The organism is Propionivibrio sp. (assembly GCF_016790145.1).
GTDB lineage: Bacteria > Pseudomonadota > Gammaproteobacteria > Burkholderiales > Rhodocyclaceae > Propionivibrio.
In genome coordinates this window covers 1-18,449 of sequence record NZ_JAEUOI010000100.1, presented here as the reverse complement: position 1 = coordinate 18,449, position 18,449 = coordinate 1, and the positions used below count along the sequence as shown (strand labels likewise).

The 18,449-nt window shown below is 57.6% G+C and carries 20 protein-coding genes; 15 read left to right on the top strand and 5 right to left on the bottom strand.

The features are described 5' to 3' along the window. The 5 genes from JNM42_RS08940 to hisD form a co-directional block, all read left to right on the top strand. The coding region (locus JNM42_RS08940) for a chaperone modulator CbpM (RefSeq protein ID WP_294268459.1) at window positions 1-157 on the top strand (157 nt) is incomplete at its 5' end. A 220-nt stretch (window positions 158-377) separates the two neighbouring features. After that, a complete protein-coding gene (locus JNM42_RS19455) occupies window positions 378-746 on the top strand; it encodes a transposase DNA-binding-containing protein (protein WP_366504427.1) in 369 nt (122 codons plus the stop codon). Window positions 747-768: 22 nt separating this feature from the next. Then, the gene (locus JNM42_RS08930) at window positions 769-1,413 is read left to right on the top strand and encodes a hypothetical protein (protein WP_294268453.1); all 645 of its coding nucleotides are present in this window, start codon (window positions 769-771) and stop codon (window positions 1,411-1,413) included. Window positions 1,414-1,559: 146 nt separating this feature from the next. After that, complete coding sequence (gene hisG / locus JNM42_RS08925; RefSeq protein ID WP_294268451.1) at window positions 1,560-2,204, top strand: ATP phosphoribosyltransferase; 645 nt, start codon at window positions 1,560-1,562, stop codon at window positions 2,202-2,204. Beyond that, the gene (gene hisD, locus JNM42_RS08920; RefSeq protein WP_294268448.1) at window positions 2,201-3,505 is read left to right on the top strand and encodes a histidinol dehydrogenase; all 1,305 of its coding nucleotides are present in this window, start codon (window positions 2,201-2,203) and stop codon (window positions 3,503-3,505) included. Before hisG ends, hisD begins: the two co-directional genes overlap by 4 nt. A 255-nt stretch (window positions 3,506-3,760) precedes the next feature. Here hisD and murB read toward each other — a convergent pair whose 3' ends face one another. Beyond that, complete coding sequence (murB, locus tag JNM42_RS08915; protein WP_294268446.1) at window positions 3,761-4,777, bottom strand: UDP-N-acetylmuramate dehydrogenase; 1,017 nt, start codon at window positions 4,775-4,777, stop codon at window positions 3,761-3,763. Between the two features lie 152 nt (window positions 4,778-4,929). Between murB and JNM42_RS08910 the strand changes: the two genes are divergently transcribed. Further along, entirely contained in the window at window positions 4,930-5,349 is a 420-nt protein-coding gene (locus JNM42_RS08910) for an OsmC family protein (RefSeq protein WP_294268444.1), read from the top strand. 236 nt (window positions 5,350-5,585) lie between these two features. Here the strand turns inward: JNM42_RS08910 and coq7 are convergent, their stop codons facing one another. The 3 genes from coq7 to JNM42_RS08895 are packed head-to-tail and all read right to left on the bottom strand — an operon-like array spanning window position 5,586 to window position 7,364. Next, window positions 5,586-6,206 (bottom strand): 2-polyprenyl-3-methyl-6-methoxy-1,4-benzoquinone monooxygenase, encoded by a 621-nt coding sequence (gene coq7, locus JNM42_RS08905; RefSeq protein WP_294268442.1) that lies wholly within the window; start codon window positions 6,204-6,206, stop codon window positions 5,586-5,588. A 37-nt stretch (window positions 6,207-6,243) separates the two neighbouring features. Next, complete coding sequence (locus tag JNM42_RS08900) at window positions 6,244-6,768, bottom strand: CNP1-like family protein (RefSeq protein ID WP_294268440.1); 525 nt, start codon at window positions 6,766-6,768, stop codon at window positions 6,244-6,246. Window positions 6,769-6,818: 50 nt separating this feature from the next. Continuing rightward, window positions 6,819-7,364, bottom strand: coding sequence for an RNA pyrophosphohydrolase (locus JNM42_RS08895; protein WP_294268436.1), 546 nt, complete (start codon window positions 7,362-7,364; stop codon window positions 6,819-6,821). Between the two features lie 170 nt (window positions 7,365-7,534). Between JNM42_RS08895 and JNM42_RS08890 the strand changes: the two genes are divergently transcribed. Further along, window positions 7,535-9,262, top strand: a complete 1,728-nt coding sequence (locus tag JNM42_RS08890; protein ID WP_294268434.1) for a proline--tRNA ligase — start codon at window positions 7,535-7,537, stop codon at window positions 9,260-9,262. 8 nt (window positions 9,263-9,270) lie between these two features. Then, a complete protein-coding gene (locus JNM42_RS08885; RefSeq protein WP_294268432.1) occupies window positions 9,271-9,852 on the top strand; it encodes a lytic transglycosylase domain-containing protein in 582 nt (193 codons plus the stop codon). A gap of 11 nt (window positions 9,853-9,863) precedes the next feature. On the opposite strand, the gene ffh is transcribed toward JNM42_RS08885, so the two are convergent. After that, on the bottom strand, window positions 9,864-11,219 hold the full coding sequence (gene ffh, locus JNM42_RS08880; RefSeq protein ID WP_294268431.1) for a signal recognition particle protein: 1,356 nt from the start codon (window positions 11,217-11,219) through the stop codon (window positions 9,864-9,866). 30 nt (window positions 11,220-11,249) lie between these two features. Between ffh and ccsA the strand changes: the two genes are divergently transcribed. The 7 genes from ccsA to aspS all read left to right on the top strand — a co-directional run. Further along, the gene (ccsA, locus tag JNM42_RS08875; protein WP_294268429.1) at window positions 11,250-12,089 is read left to right on the top strand and encodes a cytochrome c biogenesis protein CcsA; all 840 of its coding nucleotides are present in this window, start codon (window positions 11,250-11,252) and stop codon (window positions 12,087-12,089) included. Between the two features lie 155 nt (window positions 12,090-12,244). Next, window positions 12,245-13,960 carry a type IV-A pilus assembly ATPase PilB gene (pilB, locus tag JNM42_RS08870; RefSeq protein WP_294268427.1) on the top strand — a complete coding sequence of 572 codons (1,716 nt, stop codon included), beginning with the start codon at window positions 12,245-12,247 and terminating at the stop codon, window positions 13,958-13,960. A 20-nt stretch (window positions 13,961-13,980) separates the two neighbouring features. After that, window positions 13,981-15,216, top strand: coding sequence for a type II secretion system F family protein (locus JNM42_RS08865; RefSeq protein WP_294268425.1), 1,236 nt, complete (start codon window positions 13,981-13,983; stop codon window positions 15,214-15,216). Further along, window positions 15,213-16,076, top strand: coding sequence for an A24 family peptidase (locus tag JNM42_RS08860; protein ID WP_294268423.1), 864 nt, complete (start codon window positions 15,213-15,215; stop codon window positions 16,074-16,076). Before JNM42_RS08865 ends, JNM42_RS08860 begins: the two co-directional genes overlap by 4 nt. A gap of 108 nt (window positions 16,077-16,184) precedes the next feature. Further along, window positions 16,185-16,472, top strand: a complete 288-nt coding sequence (locus JNM42_RS08855) for an FmdB family zinc ribbon protein (protein WP_294268421.1) — start codon at window positions 16,185-16,187, stop codon at window positions 16,470-16,472. Further along, window positions 16,472-17,104 (top strand): DUF502 domain-containing protein, encoded by a 633-nt coding sequence (locus JNM42_RS08850; RefSeq protein ID WP_294268457.1) that lies wholly within the window; start codon window positions 16,472-16,474, stop codon window positions 17,102-17,104. The genes JNM42_RS08855 and JNM42_RS08850 overlap by 1 nt, the downstream gene beginning before the upstream one ends. A 13-nt stretch (window positions 17,105-17,117) precedes the next feature. After that, window positions 17,118-18,449 (top strand): aspartate--tRNA ligase (gene aspS, locus JNM42_RS08845; RefSeq protein ID WP_294268419.1); only part of this gene is annotated, 1,332 nt, incomplete at its 3' end.

Sequence of the window (18,449 nt, the reverse complement as noted above, 5' to 3'; positions counted from 1 at the left end):
TCGCTGGCGCTTCAGCGGCATTCACATGCACCGCGCAACGGTAGCCCTGCGCCTGCAGCGCGACCTTGGCGTCAACCTTGCCGGAGCCGCACTGGCGCTGCAATTGCTCGATGAAGTCGAAGCCCTGCGCGCACGACTCAGGGTTTTTGGCGGTTAGCGAACCTTGAAACCGCAGTTGGCCGCGACCGCCGTAACACCAAGTTTGACGCGTGTTTGGCCTGCAGCCCAACCCGCAAGGAGAGGGGGTTTGCCCTATCTCGTCATACACAACGCCAATTACATAATCGGCCACGGCTACACTGAGAATACTCGTTAACTTTCAGTGACTTCCAGCAAGTGCTTGTAAACTATATGAAATAGGCGTCTACTCTCGTCTTTTGGGTGGCGCTTTGTCAGAGGAACCGAAGCATGGGATAAGTAATGAGTCTGCTGGACTGTATTTGGACGACAAGCGGCTGAACAAACGAGCGAATACGGTGACGGAACGTTTTTCAGCCCACCCGGCGGCCAGCATCCCGACGTCCAGTCGAGGCGCTCGGAGAAGTTTGCCACCTATCTTTTTCTGGGTAATGAAGACGTTGATTGGCGCGAGATCAAGGCGCAGCATTACGCCCAGACGTGGCACCGCATACGTGGGCATGCGGTGGTGCTCTGCCTGCAAGACACCTCGGAGCTCGATCTCAATCCAATCCGATGGAGCCGTATCTGCAATTTTTACGCGGCGCACTTCCATGTCATTCTCTTGATGGTCCCACGCTCAATTATTCCATGACCCCTCCTTCATCCATCAATCCACCCATTTCGCCTTTACTGAGCGCTGTAACCTGGCTGGAAGTTGCCGTGCTCGTGGTTGCCGGTGGCGGTCTGCTGATTGCGTATCCGCTTGTGGTCGGCATCTGGTCGTGGTCGTTGGCCCCGTTCAATCTGCGTTTCCTTGGGGCGCTATACACCGCTGCTTTGCTGTCGGCCTTCTTCCAGTCCTGGTTCGGAAAGTGGGCGCCTGCCCGGACAGTGACGACGATGATCTTCGTATTTACGCTGGTGGTGACGGCCTGTTCCTTCCTGCTCTGGGAACGCTTCGATCCGGCCAGAGTGGAAGTCTGGGTCTGGTTCGCGCTCTACATCGGCGTTTGCCTGAATGCCGGTGCTCATCTCTGGTGGTATCGGAACGTTCCGGCGGCCGGCGCGCTGTCGCTGCTGCGCTCAGCGACCCGCATCGACTGGTTCACGCTGGGCATCACGCAACTGGCTTGGGGCCTGCTGCCGATTGTTGCGCTGGTGATCGTCGATATCCAGATGCGTCGCGTGGATTGGCTTGCGTGGCCGCTGTGGCTCTGGATCGGTCTGTTCGTGATGACGGCGGCGATGGGCGTCTGGATGCTGCGGATGGCAGCGAGTGAGTCTGTGCCCTAAAGGCGAAAGCCGCCAGATTATGGTGGCTTTTGAATTCCGTTGGTGACCAATGACCTGGAAAGGGGCAATCGCCCGGCCAAACCTGCCGTCAGTGCGGCATTGCGGTAGAATCGCGCCTTTACCGAGCCGCATAAAGGATCAGCGCCGTGGACGGCATTACCATTGCCCTTTCGAAGGGCCGCATTTTTGAAGAGACGCTGCCGCTGCTGGCGGCGGCCGGCATCGAGCCGCTGGAGAATCCCGAAACTTCGCGCAAGCTGATCATCCCGACCACGCGTGCCGATGTTCGCGTCGTCATCGTGCGTGCGACCGACGCGCCGACTTACGTTCAGTATGGTGCGGCGGACATCGGTGTCGCCGGTAAGGACGTACTGCTCGAACACGGTGGCGACGGCCTTTATCAGCCACTCGACCTGAAGATCGCCAAGTGCCGGATGATGGTGGCGATTCCGGCCGGCTTCGATTATGCGAATGCCGTGCGTCAGGGCGCCCGCCTTAAGGTGGCGACCAAGTACATCAGGATTGCCCGCGAGCACTTCGCCGCCAAGGGCGTGCATGTCGACCTGATCAAGCTCTACGGATCGATGGAACTGGCGCCGCTGGCCGGACTGGCCGACGCCATCGTCGACCTGGTATCGACCGGCAGTACGCTGAAGGCGAACAATCTGGTAGCGATCGAACACATCGTCGACATTTCCTCGCGCCTGATCGTCAATCAGGCCGCGCTCAAGCTCAAGCGCGAGAAGATTGTCCCCATCCTGGACGCCATTGCCAGCGTTGTCGGATCATGATTTCCATCCAGCGTTTTTCCAGCCGCGACGCCGATTTCCAGCCACGGCTCGATTCACTGCTGGCTTTCGAAAGTGCGCAGGACGAATCCGTCGAGCAGACGGTCAGCGCCATCCTGGCCGACGTCAAGGCGCGCGGCGATGCCGCCTTGCTCGAATACACCCGGCGTTTTGACCGTCTCGATGTCCACTCGATGGCCGAACTTGAACTGTCGCGCGACGAACTGCACAAGGCGCTGGCCGGTCTGCCCGGCGATCAGCGCGCGGCGCTCGAAGCGGCGGCCTGCCGCGTCAGAAGCTATCATGAACGCCAGACCCTGCAGAGCTGGCAGTATGAGGATAGCGAGGGCAGCCTGCTCGGCCAGAAAGTGACGCCGCTCGAGCGTGTCGGCCTCTACGTTCCGGGTGGCAAGGCCGCGTATCCCTCGTCGGTACTGATGAACGCGATTCCGGCCCGGGTGGCCGGCGTCAGGGAGCTGATCATGGTCGTGCCGACGCCGGGCGGCGAGCGCAATCCGCTGGTGCTGGCGGCGGCCGCGCTGGCCGGCGTCGATCGCGTCTACTGCATCGGCGGCGCACAGGCGGTGGCGGCGCTGGCCTACGGTACGCCGACGGTGCCGGCAGTGGACAAGATCGTCGGCCCCGGCAATGCCTACGTTGCCGCCGCCAAGCGTCGCGTGTTTGGCGTAGTCGGTATCGACATGATCGCCGGGCCCTCGGAAATCCTCATCATCTGCGACGGCAAGACCGATCCCGACTGGGTGGCGATGGATCTCTTCTCGCAGGCCGAGCACGACGAACTGGCGCAGTCGATTCTGCTCTGCCCCGACGCGGACTACATCGAGCGCGTTGCCCGGTCCATCGAAAAACAGCTTCCGGGCATGCCGCGCCGGGACGTGATTCGCGTTTCGCTGGAAAATCACGGCGCACTGATCCAGGTGCGCGATCTCGACGAAGCCTGCGCCATCGCCAACCGCATCGCGCCGGAGCACCTTGAGCTTTCCCTGGCCAATGCCGGGGACTGGGTGGAGAAGATCCACCACGCCGGCGCCATTTTCATCGGCCCCTATACTTCGGAATCACTTGGCGACTACTGCGCCGGGCCAAACCACGTGTTGCCCACCTCGGGCAGCGCACGCTTTTCATCGCCGCTCGGTGTTTATGACTTCCAGAAGCGCAGCAGCCTGATCCGCGTTTCACAAGCGGCAGCGAAGACGCTGGGGCGCATCGCGTCAACGCTGGCCAGAGGCGAAGGCTTGCCGGCGCACGCCCGCTCTGCTGAATTCCGCGTTGAATCAGAGTAATCGGCAAACCAAAACAGCAAACCACCGAGGCACCAGGTTATTCACTTGCCTTTCCTTGTGAGGCTTTGATCTCTCCCCCAAGGGTATTTCCTGTGGGTCTTGGTGTTTCGCTGTTCTGGTTGACTGTCTGCCGACTGTCTGCCAACCCGATTTTCCCCTGTTGAATGCCCCGCCGCAAAAGCAAATAGTTACGGCCATCTCGCGGCGTGCGCCGCCAGGATCACCGATGGAAGCGCAGCGCCTCCCTGGCTTTATTCAGAGAAAAATAGGCTCCGGTGTCAGTTCGACGCCGAATTTCATGCGCACGTCGCGCTGAATGGCCTGCATGAGCGTGGCCACGTCGGCGCCCGTTGCGCCGCCACGGTTCACCAGGACGAGCGCCTGCTTTTCGTACATGCCGACCGGGCCGAGATTCTTCCCCTTCCAGCCGGCCTGCTCGATCAGCCAGCCTGCAGCGAGTTTCACCCGGCTTTCGTTTTGCGGGTAAAGCGGCAAGCCAGGATGGGCCGATTGCAAGCGGTCAGCCGTTGCCGAATCGACCACCGGGTTATGAAAGAAGCTGCCGACGTTGGGGATTTGCTGCGGATCGGGTAGCTTGCGCTGGCGTACGGCGATCACCGCCGCAGCGATCTGACGGGCGTTTGCCGTGAGGATGCCTTGCGCTTCGAGTTCAGCAGCGACATCGGCGTAGCGGGTGAGTGACTGCCAGACCTTGGGCAGGCGAAAAGTGACCTCGGTGATTGCGTAGCGCCCGTCGAGATACCAGCCTTCCTGTTTGAAAACGCTGTCACGATAGCCAAAGCGGCAGGCGCTGCGGTCCAAGCGGACGATCCGGCCGGTGTTCATGTCGCAGGCGGCGAGCGAATGAAAGCGTTCGGCTATTTCCAGCCCGTAAGCGCCGATGTTCTGGATCGGCGCGGCACCGACCGTACCGGGAATCAACGACAGGTTCTCCAGCCCCGGCCAGCCTTGCGTCAGCGTCCAGTCAACAAACTCATTCCAGTTTTCGCCGGCCCCGGCGCGCACATACCAGGCATCGGCATCCTCGCCGGCCAGTTCGCGGCCGGTGATGGCCATGTGCAGAATGAGGCCGTCGAAGTCGCCGGAAAGCACGAGGTTGCTGCCGCTGCCAAGAACGAAACGATGCCTCTCGCAGAGTGCTGAATCGGCCAGTTGCTTCGCCTCCGTAACCCGAAGGTAGCGCGCCGCCCGACCAGGAAGGGCAAGGGTGTTCAATGGTAAAAGGTCGATATTGGTAAGGTAGGTATGCATACACCGATTTTCGTCGATTCTGGTGCGGAGGCACATATTTTAGTCTTTGGCGCTGTTACTCAAAGTTCGGTCTCCGGAATCTTTGGCCCGCCATGAGCAAACTCAAGTCCGACAGGCTGCTAGAATGAATCTTTGTAGAACGTGAGGGTGTTATGGAGTGCAAGGTGAAATGGATTGATGGCGGCATGTCGTTTCTGGCCGAAACAGGAAGCAATCACGCATTCGTAATGGATGGCGCGCCTGAAGCCGGTGGTCGAAACCTGGCACCGCGGCCGATGGAAATGTTGCTTGCCGGCACAGGCGGTTGCACGGCGTTTGATGTGGTGGCGATTCTGAAGAAGGGGCGTCACGCCATTACCGGATGCGAAGTGAGCCTGCAGGCAGAGCGCGCCGAAACCGAACCCAAAGTATTTACCCGGATTCATTTTCACTTCCGTATCAGCGGAAAGCAACTGAAACCCGATGCGGTTGCACGCGCCATAGCACTATCGAAAGACAAGTACTGCTCAGCTTCGATCATGCTCGGCAAGACGGCCTTTATCACCCACGATCTCGAGATCGTCGAAGATTAACGGCTTGCGCGTTAGCCTGAAAGTCGCGCCAGCGACTCACGAACCTCCCCTCGTCTCTCTGGGAGAGGGGTCGGGGGGCGAGATTGGGAATTCGCGGAGCATGCTCCGAACCAATCAAGCGATTCCGGCTGCCAAGCCGGAATGCGCCCTGCAAGGGAGTGCAACGGGCAGGCCGGCAACTTTCATATTGCGGGGTGGAGCCAAATCCATGCCCGTTAGGCAAAGCGACGGATTTCTTAGACGTAGTACGCGGTCCGCGTCATGACGCCTGCTGCCAGTCGCATGGCTGTTTTCAGCTTGGGGGGCAGATCCCGCGCACCGAGGTGGATTGCAGTCTCGGCATGAGAAACCTCATCGACCTTCATTTGCTGAACAATTGCACGGGATTTGACATCCTGGGTCGGCAATTCGGACAAATGATGATCAAGATGAGCTTCAACCTGACGTTCAGTCTCGGCTAGAAAGCCCAGGCTCCATGCATCGCCAAGCTTGCCGGCAAAGACCCCTAATGACAGCGCTCCCAGATACCACAGGGGATTGAGCAAACTTTTACGCCCTCCCAATTCATTGATGCGGCGCTCGGTCCAGGCCAGATGTTCGGTTTCCTCATAGGCGGCCAGTTCAAGCGCCTGCCGAATTTCGGGATCGCGACAAGTCAGCGCCTGACCTTGATACAAGGCCTGCGCACAGATTTCTCCGACATGATTGATTCGCATCAGCGAGCCTGCATGCACCCTGTCTTCATCAGACAAGGGCTCTTCCATGAGCCCTGCCCCAGGCGAAAGGCGTGAATTCGGTGCTGAAGCAAAGAGCGTACGCAACGCCTTGTCAAACTCGATAATCAGCGGATCAAGCATCGCGAATCCAGCCTTGTGGGCTGCCTGAAAGATAAAATTAATTAATCACCGCGGATTGTCCGCCTTTGCGCAGAACCCTGCGAGCATCATCAGCGTTCCTGATATAAGCGGCACCAACTGGGCAAAAATAATTGCTGTAAAGCTCTACATGATGATTGTTGGTGCTGCCCTGAATTTTGACCCACTGATTACTCCGAGCCTTTGACCATGTCTTGTCTGACCGGCCAAACGCATAAAATCTGCGCTCGGCTGTTGCGCAACGCAAACCTTCGTAGGTAATGTTCTGTGCGCCCGCAGAACTGATCACCACCAAAGTAAAACGCAATATGCCGTCTGAACCGACGGACAGGGAATTGCCGTCGATCAAATATTTGGTGTCAGTCATCGCACCTACCTGAAACGGGATCAGATTGATTTGTTCAGGAAAAGCCGGCAATTGCACTTCAATTTCCGCCCAGGGTTTTTCTTCATACTCGTTATCGAAACCATCCGCCAGCGAATGTGCCGACAGCGATGTCAGAGCAAGGGCAAAAAGACACCGTAATGCATTCATAACGCCCATTGAAAATCCACTTCAGTTAATCGACCAAAGCAGCCAGAGAAGAACCAAAGCTATGTCTTGCGCTCAAGCTTGCTTCCTGTCCCATCAACAACACGCTCGCGTCCGCCATCCCGACGCTGACGGTCCGCATCGAGAAAGCGTGCGAGTTCATTCAACGCCTGCTCATAAACATGGCGTTTGAACTCGATTACAGCATCGAGCGAAACCCAGTAATGATTCCAGCGCCAGGCATCAAACTCGGGATGATTGCAGGCGCGCAAGGACACATCGTTGTCGCGCCCGACCAGACGAAGCAAAAACCAGATCTGTTTTTGCCCTCTGTAACTGCCGCGCCATTCGCGTTTTACCCAGTGTACCGGCACATCGTAACGCAACCAGTCCTTGGTTCGACCAAGAATTGTGACGTGTTCGGGGAACAAGCCAACCTCTTCGTGGAGTTCCCGGTACATCGCCTGTTCAGGGGTTTCACCGCGCTTGATGCCACCCTGTGGAAACTGCCATGAATGCTCACGGATACGCTTGCCCCAAAAAACCTCGTTCTTTGCGTTACATAAGATGATGCCGACGTTCGGGCGATAGCCTTCACGGTCGAGCATTTTGAAATACCTGCAAAATTTATTGGTCGAGTTCATTCTTTCACATTTCAAATCGCTTGGAAAGCACACCAATGTCCGATCACGCCGAATCGTTCAAAAGAACATGATTGCATCGCGCTCTGCTGATCTGTCTTGTAAAATCCCCCTTTACCCAAAGAAATCCGATTCCCATGCGTACCTCGCAATTTTTCATTTCCACGCTCAAGGAAGCCCCAGCCGACGCCGAAATCGTCAGCCATCAATTAATGTTGCGCGCCGGCCTCGTAAAACGTCTGGCCGGCGGTATCTACACCTGGATGCCCGTTGGTCTGCGCGTGCTACGCAAAGTTGAAAACATAGTCCGGCAGGAAATGGATCGCGCAGGCGCCATCGAATTGTCGATGCCGGCCGTGCAACCGGCCGAACTGTGGCAGGAGTCCGGTCGCTGGGAAAAATACGGGCCTGAATTGTTGCGCTTCAAGGATCGTCACCAGCGCGATTTCATCATAGGCCCGACGCACGAGGAAGTCATCACCGATGTCGTCCGTAAGGAAATAAAGAGCTACCGTCAACTGCCGCTGCATTTTTATCAGGTACAGATGAAGTTCCGCGACGAGATCCGTCCTCGTTTTGGAGTCATGCGTGGCCGCGAGTTCCTGATGAAGGATGGCTATTCCTTCCATACCAGTTTTGAGGACCTGCAGCGTGAATACCGCCACATGTTCGATACGTACGCACGGATTTTCACCCGACTCGGATTGAAGTTCCGTGCTGTTGCTGCCGATACCGGATCGATCGGCGGTACCGGTTCGCACGAATTCCATGTTCTCGCAGATTCCGGCGAAGACGCGCTGGCCTACTGTCCCGCCTCGGACTATGCCGCCAACGTCGAACTGGCCGAAGCCATGGCACCTGGAACGCCAAGGGGTGTGGCTTCCCAGGTCATGCAGCAGATCGCCACGCCGGGCAAGATCAAGTGCGAGGATGTAGCCGACTTCCTTGGTGTCCCGCTGATCAAGATGGTCAAGGCAATAGCGATCATGCGTAACCCTCTGCCGGAGACCGGTGCTGTCCAGTTCGCGCTGATCCTGCTGCGTGGCGACCACGATCTCAATGAGGTCAAGACGGAAAAAATCGTCGGAGAATTCCGCTTTGCGCGCGATGAGGAGATCGTCGCTGCACTCGGCTGCAAAGCGGGCTATATCGGCCCGGTTGGTGTCGAAAATATCGCCGTTTTTGCGGATCGCAGCGTGGCTGTAATGAGCGACTTCGTTTGTGGAGCCAACGCCGCTGGATTCCATATCACCGGCGTCAACTTTGCTCGTGATCTGCCGGAACCCATGCTGGTTGCCGACCTGCGCAACGTTGTCGCCGGTGACCCTTCGCCCGACGGCAAGGGTGCACTCGAACTGTGCCGTGGGATTGAGGTCGGGCACATCTTCCAGTTGCGCACAAAATACGCCGAAGCACTCAAGTGCAGTTTCCTCGACGAAAATGGCCAAAGCCAGATCATGGAAATGGGCTGTTACGGTATCGGTGTTTCGCGTATCGTCGGTGCGGCCATCGAACAGAGTCATGATGATCGCGGAATCATTTTCCCCCCGCCCATTGCAGCGTTTGAGGTGTGTATCGTTCCCATGGGCTACAGCAAGAGTGAGGCCGTAAAAGTGACAGCCGATGCGCTGTATGACGAACTCAAGGCATCTGGCGTCGACGTTCTGCTCGACGACCGAAACGAACGCCCTGGCGTCATGTTCGCAGAGATGGAATTGATCGGCATCCCGCACCGGATCGTCGTTGGCGAGCGTGGGCTGGCCGCAGGCAAACTTGAATACAAAGGCCGTAGTGACGCTGAAGCACAACTGCTTCCCATTGCCGATACCGTTTCTTTTCTGAAGGCAAAATTGTGCGGCGACTAGCTCTATTGGTGGCGCTTCTGCTCCCTCTCACCGTGCTTGCCGGCGCGCAGAAGTACGAACCGCTTTCGGCCAGTGTGCAGGCCGCACTATCGCGCGCCATCTCGGATCAGGCTCCGCCAAAGAGTTCATTCCTTGACTCGATGGAGGCCATTGACTGGTTGACCGAAATGTCGCGTCGCCTCGAAAAACGCATCGCTGATCGTGAAAGTCGACTGGAGTTTCTGCGTGCAGTTCACTATGAGGCGACACGTGCGGGACTCGATCCACAACTTGTTCTGGGTCTGATACAGGTAGAAAGCGGTTTCAAGAAATACGCCGTTTCCTCAGCCGGCGCACGCGGCTTCATGCAGGTCATGCCCTTCTGGATCAAGATCATCGGTCGCCACGATGACAATCTGTTTCATCTGCGAACCAACCTGCGCTACGGCTGTACCATTCTGCGTCACTATCTGGACATCGAACAAGGCGATCTTTACCGCGCACTCGGTCGTTACAACGGGAGCCTCGGCCAGGCCGAATACCCGAATCTTGTTCGCGGCGCTTGGCATAACCAGTGGGTGTACAGCAGCCGCCGGGTCGCCTCGCGCTAGATCGCAGACAATTAACGCATTCCGGGCAACATTCCTTTCATTCCCCGCATCAGCTTGCCCATGCCACCTTTGGAGAATTGCTTCATCATTTTTTGCATCTGCTCAAACTGCTTTAGCAAGCGATTGACCTCCTGCACCTGAACGCCAGCCCCCATGGCGATACGGCGTTTGCGTGAAGCCTTCAGCAGTTCGGGCTTGCTGCGCTCGGAAGGTGTCATCGAATTAATTATGCCTTCAATGCGTGCAATCGTTTTTTCTTCACCTCCGGCCGGCATCTGACTTGCGGCCTGGGCAAACTGTGCCGGCAACTTCTCCATCATCGACGACAGTCCGCCCATCTTGCGCATCTGGCCGATCTGATCCCTGAAATCGTTGAGATCAAAACTCTTGCCCGACTTGAGTTTCCTGGCAAACTCAACGGCTTGCTGCTCGTCAATGCCCTTCTTTGCCTCTTCTATCAACGACAGCACATCACCCATGCCTAGGATACGTGAGGCCATACGTTCAGGGTGGAAGGCTTCAAGTCCTGAAAGTTTTTCGCCCACACCGGCATACTTGATTGGCTGGCCGGTCACATGGCGCACAGAGAGCGCCGCGCCTCCACGTGCGTCTCCATCCAGCTTGGTGAGGATTATGCCAGTAAGCGGTAAGGCCTCACTGAAGGCCTTGGCTGTATTGATGGCATCCTGGCCGAGCATGGCGTCCACCACGAACAGGGTTTCTATCGGTTCGATTGCCGCGTGCAGTTCGGCAATCTCCTTCATCATCGACTCGTCGATCGCCAGTCGGCCCGCAGTGTCAACGAGCAAGACGTCGTGGTAGTGCCGTTTTGCCCAATCGACGGCTTGACGCGCAATATCGACAGGCTTGTCGGTGGACAGAGAAGGGAAAAAATCAACCCCGGCCTGCTCGGCAACGGTCTTCAACTGCTCGATGGCGGCCGGTCGATAGACATCACAGGAGACAAGCAGCACCTTTTTCTTTTGTGTTTCGCGCAGCAGTTTGGCTAGTTTGCCGACCGTGGTGGTCTTGCCCGCCCCCTGCAAGCCGGCCATCAGGATAATCGCCGGTGGCTGCGTGGCCAGATTGAGGCCCTTGTGCGCCTCGCCCATGAGCAGCGTCAACTCACGATGAACGACGCCAATCAGCGCCTGCCCTGGACTCAAGGAACCGATGACCTCCTCGCCAACCGCTTTTTCCCTGACGGCGCTGATCAGCGCCTTGACGGCAGGCAGAGCAACGTCCGCCTCCAGCAGGGCAAGACGAACCTCACGCAAGGCATCGGCGATGTTGTCTTCGCTAAGGCGCGCTTCACCGCGCAGTGTCTTCATGACGCGGGCAAGACGTTGGGTCAGGTTGTCGAGCATTTGGCTTCCGGCTTGGTGTAAACTGAAATAATGCTGGATATTCTACTGCACCTAGTGCCGCTCATCGCTGCGTCCCTGCTTTATGCGGCGCTGGGCTTCTATTTCTGGCATACGCGCTGGCGTGAAACCGACAAGTCACCTGGTCCCCTGCCGACGCAGTTCTGGGAACGCTCAGCGATTTTCGTGGCCTTGACGCTCCAGGGCTTCGGCTTGTATGAAGGGTTGTTCAGCGCTGGCGGCATGCGTTTCTCATTCAGTTTTGCACTATCGCTGATGCTTTGGCTGGCCGTCCTCATTTACTGGCTGGAAGGCTTCCGCTCACGTATGGATGGCCTGCAGCCGATGGTCTTGCCACTTGCAGCGCTTTGTGCGGTGCTTCCGGTCATTTTCCCCCAGGTACGCATCATTGAAAACGCCAACGCCTGGGGCTTCAAGCTGCATTTTCTGGCCGCCATGCTGGCCTATAGCCTATTCACCCTGTCGGCAATGCATGCCGTGTTCATGGGTTTTGTCGAACGAAAACTGCACCACAGGGAACACAACAAGTATCTTGCCAGCCTGCCTCCGATCCTGACGATGGAAGCCTTGCTCTTCCGCATGATCGTCATCGCGTTTTCGCTGCTGACCCTTGCCCTGGGAAGCGGAATCATGTTTTCAGAAGCGCTGTTCGGCAAAGCCCTGGTACTTGATCATAAAACCTTGTTTGCTTTTGCCTCGTGGGGGATTTTCGCCGCGTTGCTGATTGGACGTCACACCTACGGCTGGCGAGGTCGGATTGCACTGCGCTGGACCTTGGCCGGTTTTCTGCTTTTGTTACTGGCCTACATCGGTAGCCGCTTTGTCTCCGAAGTTCTGCTTGGCCGCATCTAGGCCAAGGTCAGATAGCCTCCTCAATTTCAATGTCGTCACCTTGGCTCTGCCCTTCTTTACAAACGCGCCGACTCAATGCATCATCAACCTGACATTTTCTGTACAATGGTTAGAGTCGGGATCCTTTGACGCAAGCAAGCGTCTTTTAGCTAACTATGGCGGCCAATCCGCAACAATCATCGCTTAGCGGCCTCGCGCGCGCTCTCGTCCAAGCCGGCCGAATCAAGGAAGCCGAGGCCGAGGCTTTACTGACGCTGGCTGCTGAAACCAAGACCTCGTTTATCCAGCAACTGGTCGGCAGCAAGAAAGCGAACGCGTCCGATATTGCGCGCTTTGCCGCCGACACTTTTGGCTACCCGCTGCTTGACCTCAACGCCTTTGACGACGTACATATCCAGAGGAGCGCGATTGACCGCAAGTTGATCGCTTCACACCGTGTCGTTCCGCTGCACAAACGCGGCAACCGCCTGTCGGTCGCTATCGCCGACCCGACCAACCTGCGCGCGCTGGACGAGATTCGCTTCCAGACCGGGATGGCTGTCGACCCGGTCATCGTTGATGAGAACCAGCTTGCTCCGCTGGTTTCCAAGCTCGCGGAGTCGGTCGAGGACACACTCAAGAGCCTGACCAACGAGGACATCAATCTCGAATTTACCGACGAAGACGCAGCTGAGAAGATTGATGATGCTGCGGCACTCGAAGTTGACGACGCCCCGGTTGTCAGATTCATCCAGAAGATGTTGCTTGATGCCATCAACGACGGCGCATCGGATATTCACTTTGAACCCTACGAGAAAAGCTATCGTGTCCGATTCCGTACTGATGGCATTTTGCGTGAAATCGCTTCGCCGCCACTGGTCATCAAGGAAAAAATCGCGTCACGCATCAAGGTGATTTCGCGCCTCAACATCGCCGAGAAACGCGTACCACAAGACGGCCGGATGCGCCTTGTGTTGTCCAAGAGCCGGGCGATCGACTTCCGCGTCAGTACCCTGCCGACCATGTACGGCGAAAAAATCGTACTGCGCATCCTGGATCCCAGTAGCGCAACCCTCGGCATCGATGCGCTGGGATACGATCCCGATCAGAAAGCCCTGCTACTCGACGCCATCCAGCGCCCGTACGGCATGGTGCTGGTTACCGGCCCGACCGGTTCCGGCAAAACCGTTTCGCTCTATACCTGTCTGAATATCCTGAACCGGCCAGGGATCAATATTTCCACTGCGGAAGACCCTGCGGAAATCCCCTTGCCGGGCATCAATCAGGTCAATATCGACGACAAGCAGGGACTGACCTTCCCGATCGCGCTGAAAGCCTTCCTGCGACAGGATCCGGACATCATCATGGTCGGCGAAATCCGAGACCTTGAAACCGCGGAAATTGCCATCAAGGCCGCGCAGACCGGGCACATGGTACTTTCGACCCTACACACCAACGATGCCCCGTCGACGCTGACCCGTCTTATGAACATGGGCGTCCCGACCTTCAATATTGCTTCGAGCATCCTGCTGATTACCGCTCAGCGGCTGGTTCGTCGCCTGTGCACTTGCAAGAAGCCGCTTGACACACCGATCGAGACACTGCTGAATGCAGGTTTCACCGAGTCGGACCTCGACGGTAGCTGGACGCTTTACGGCCCGGGAGAATGCGAACGCTGCAAGAGTTCTGGTTACAAGGGTCGGGTTGGCCTCTATCAAGTGATGCCCGTAACCGAAGACATTCAACGGATGATCATGGCCAACGGGACGGCTCTGGACATCGCTGCACAGGCTCAAAAAGAGGGCGTCAACGATTTGCGCCGTTCCGGCCTGCTCAAGGTCATGCAGGGACTTACCTCACTTGATGAAGTACTGGGAAGCACCAACGAGTAAAGCATATCGAAGGGGACAGCATGGCTACCGCAACGAAATCAACAAAGCGAGCCCAGGAAGTTAAGGAGTACACTTTTCTCTGGACCGGTAAAAACAAGGCGGGGAAAGTCGTTCGCGGCGAACAGCGTGCCACCAGCGAAGCGGTTGTCAATGCGACACTTCGGCGCCAGGGGATTCTGGTCTCCAAGGTGTCAAAACAGGGCTTCAAAGGTGGCGGTAAGATCGTCGATAAGGACATCGCATTGTTCACCCGACAACTGGCAACCATGATGAAGGCCGGCGTCCCGCTACTGCAAACCTTCGACATCGTAGGCCGCGGACACGACAATCCGGCGGTCGGCAAGCTTCTGCTCGATATCAAGTCCGACGTGGAAACGGGCAGTTCGCTATCGCAAGCCTTCCGCAAATTTCCGCTCTACTTCGATCAGCTTTACTGCAACCTGATTGCCGCTGGCGAACAGGCCGGTATTCTTGAAACGCTGCTTGAGCGACTGGCGACCTACAAAGAAAAGATGATCGCCATCAAGTCAAAAATAAAATCCGCGCTGTTTTATCCGATAGCCATCATTGTCGTTGCCTTTGTTATTACGGCCGTGATCATGATCTTTGTCATCCCTGCGTTCAAGGAAGTGTTCAAGAGTTTTGGCGCCGATCTGCCGGCACCGACGATGATTGTGATCGGCATATCGGACTTTTTCATTGCCTATTGGTGGGCCATATTTGGCGGCATCGGCGGCTCAATTTATGCTTTTTTCTATACCTGGAAGCGATCGGAAACCATGCAGATCGCGTTTGATCGTTTGTTTCTTCGCCTGCCTGTTTTCGGCAACATCATTCGCAAGTCGGTCATTGCCCGCTGGACACGCACATTGGCAACCATGTTTGCTGCGGGTGTGCCCCTGGTCGAATCACTCGAATCGGTCGGTGGCGCCGCCGGCAATTATGTTTACAAGATCGGCACCCGGCAGATTCAGGGCGAAGTCAGCACCGGCACCAGCCTGACCTCGGCAATGCAAAGCAGCGAATTGTTCCCCAACATGGTCAATCAGATGGTTGCCATTGGTGAAGAATCCGGCGCTCTTGATTCCATGCTCGGCAAGGTCGCCGATTTCTTCGAGGCCGAAGTGGATGATGCGGTAGAAGCGCTCTCCAGCCTGATGGAACCAATCATCATGGTCGTCCTCGGTGTGCTGATCGGCGGCATGGTTATCGCCATGTACCTGCCGATTTTCAAGCTGGGCGCTGTGGTCGGATGATGCAAGGCTGGCCATCCGTTTTTCTGGATCCACTCGTATTTACCATTTCCTGCGGCGTTTTCGGCCTGATGGTCGGCAGTTTCCTCAACGTCGTCATCCATCGTCTGCCCAGGATGATGGAGCGCGACTGGCATTGCCAGGCCGCAGAACTGCGCGGCGAAGAAGTACCTGAAAACGAAGCTCTCACCCTGGCCATACCACGATCGCGCTGTCCTGAATGCGGACACCCGATCACGGCGCTGGAAAACATTCCGCTCATCAGTTGGCTGGTTTTGCGTGGCAAGTGTTCGGCTTGCCATACGCCGATTTCACCGCGCTACCCAATCGTCGAAGCACTGACCGGCCTCCTCTGCGCAATTGCGGCCGCGCACTTCGGCTTCGGCTGGGCGGCGGCGGGGGGCATTGTACTGATCTGCTGCCTGATTGCACTGACCTTCATCGATGTCGACACGCAATTGCTGCCCGACTCGATTACTTTGCCGCTGCTGTGGTTCGGCCTGCTGTTCAACCTGTTTGGTACTTACACCAATCTTCAGTCGGCGGTGATCGGCGCGATGGGTGGTTATCTCTCACTGTGGACGGTGTATTGGGGATTCAAACTCGCCACCGGCAAGGAGGGTATGGGCTATGGCGATTTCAAGCTGCTCGCCGCTCTCGGCGCCTGGCTGGGCTGGCAAATCCTGCCGATGATCATCCTGCTCTCCTCGCTGGTCGGTGCCGTGGTCGGCATAGGCCTGATCGTACTGGCCAAACGCGGTCGCCACGTACCGATTCCCTTTGGCCCCTATCTGGCGGCGGCCGGATTGCTCGCCCTTTTCTGGGGCAAGGATCTCACGCAGAGCTATCTTCGACTGATGTAATTGCTTGAAAACAGGGCTTTTGCCCTCATGTACGTTAAGGCGGCGTCAGCGAAAACCGCCTCCGTTCGAGTATAATTCGCGTCTTTGAAATTGATTGAAAGTTAGCCCATGCCGATCTATGCCTATCGCTGCGATGCCTGCGCTTTTCAGAAGGATCATCTGCAGAAGCTCAGCGACCCTGTGCTCAGCATCTGCCCCGAGTGTGGCGCTGAAGCATACGCAAAACAAGTTACCGCTGCCGGCTTCCAGTTGAAGGGCAATGGCTGGTACGCCACCGACTTCAAGGGAGGTGCCACGCCGCCCGCTGACGCATCGCCGAAAGCAACAGAGAGCGCACCGCCCTGTGCCGGTGGCACCGGAACATGTGCGAGCGCAGGGACATGCGCGGGCAGTTGATCAAGCGCTACTTCCTGACCGGTCTGCTGATCTGGGTTCCGCTGGCGATCACCGCCTGGGTATTGTCGCTGATCGTCAATACGATGGATCAGTCGCTGCAACTGTTGCCGACGGCCGTCCACCCGCAGACTCTGTTCGGCTTCAACATCCCGGGGGCCGGCGTCATCTTGACCCTGGCCATCATTCTCCTGACCGGCCTGCTCGCCGCCAACTTCGTTGGTCAGCGACTCGTGATCTGGTGGGAGCGACTCCTCGCCCGCATTCCCGTCGTCAATTCGATCTACCACAGCGTCAAGCAGGTTTCAGACACGCTGTTTTCCTCGTCCGGCAACGCCTTCCGCAAAGCGCTGCTGATCGAGTATCCGCGCCAGGGTTCGTGGACCATCGCCTTTCTCACCGGCAAGCCGGGCGGCGATGTACTCAATCATCTCCAGGGCGAGCATGTCAGTGTCTATGTACCAACCACGCCGAACCCGACCTCCGGTTTTTTCCTGATGTTGCCAAAAAACGAAGTCATCGAACTCGACATGGATGTCGATGTAGCACTCAAATACATCATCTCGATGGGCGTTGTCGCCCCTCTCGCGCGAACCAGAAGACCGTCTTCCGCCCCCAAAAACCAGCACCCGTAACTCCGGAAACAGCATGCGAACTCATTACTGCGGTCAACTTGATTCAAACACCATAGGCAAGGAAGTCACACTTTGCGGCTGGGCGCAGCGTCGGCGCGACCACGGCGGCGTCATTTTCATCGACCTGCGTGACCGCGACGGTCTGGCTCAGGTGGTATGCGACCCGGATCGCCCCGGGATGTTCGCCATCGCCGAATCAGTACGCAACGAGTTCTGCCTGAAGATCACCGGCAAGGTACGCGCGCGCCCGGCCGGCACGGTCAACGCCAACATGCCGAGCGGCGAAGTCGAAATCCTCTGCCACGAAATCGACGTTCTCAACCCCTCGGTGACGCCGCCGTTTCAGCTCGACGATGACAATCTCTCTGAGAACGTCCGCCTGCTGCACCGCGTGATCGACCTGCGCCGCCCGCAGATGCAAAGGAACCTGCAATTGCGTTACAAGACGGCGCGCGCCTTCCGCCGCTTCCTCGACGACGCCGGCTTCATCGACATCGAAACGCCGATGCTGACCAAGAGCACGCCGGAAGGCGCCCGCGACTACCTGGTGCCGTCGCGCGTACATCCGGGGCAGTTCTTCGCCCTGCCGCAGTCGCCGCAACTGTTCAAGCAACTTCTGATGGTCGCCGGCTTTGACCGCTACTACCAGATCACCAAATGTTTCCGCGACGAAGACCTGCGCGCCGACCGCCAGCCCGAATTCACCCAGGTCGATATCGAAACCTCGTTCATGAGCGAGGCCGAAATCACCGCGCTGATGGAAAAGCTGATCCGTACCGTCTTCAAGGAAGCCATCGACGTCGAGCTGCCGGAATTCCCACGCATGACCTACGCCGAAGCCATGCGCCGCTTTGGCTCCGACAAGCCGGACCTGCGCGTCACGCTCGAACTGGTTGACGTCGCCGACGCCTTCAAGGACGTCGCCTTCAAGGTCTTCGCCAGCATCGCCAACAGCGAGGGCGGCCGCATCGCCGCCATGCGCATCCCGGGCGGCGCCAGCCTCACCCGTGGCGAGATCGACGAATACACCAAGTTCGTCGGCATCTACGGCGCCAAGGGCTTGGCCTACATCAAGGTCAACGACGTCACCCAGGTCAATGAAACCGGCCTGCAGTCGCCGATCGTCAAGAACCTCTCCGAAGCCTCGCTACGCACCGTGCTCGAACGCACCGGCGCGCAATCCGGCGACCTGATCTTCTTCGGCGCCGACAAGGGCAAGATCGTCAGCGACGCCCTCGGCGCGCTGCGCATCAAGATCGGCCACGAGAAGGGCTTCGTCACCGGCGCCAAGTGGGCGCCGCTGTGGGTCATCGACTTCCCGATGTTCGAGTACGACGACGAATCG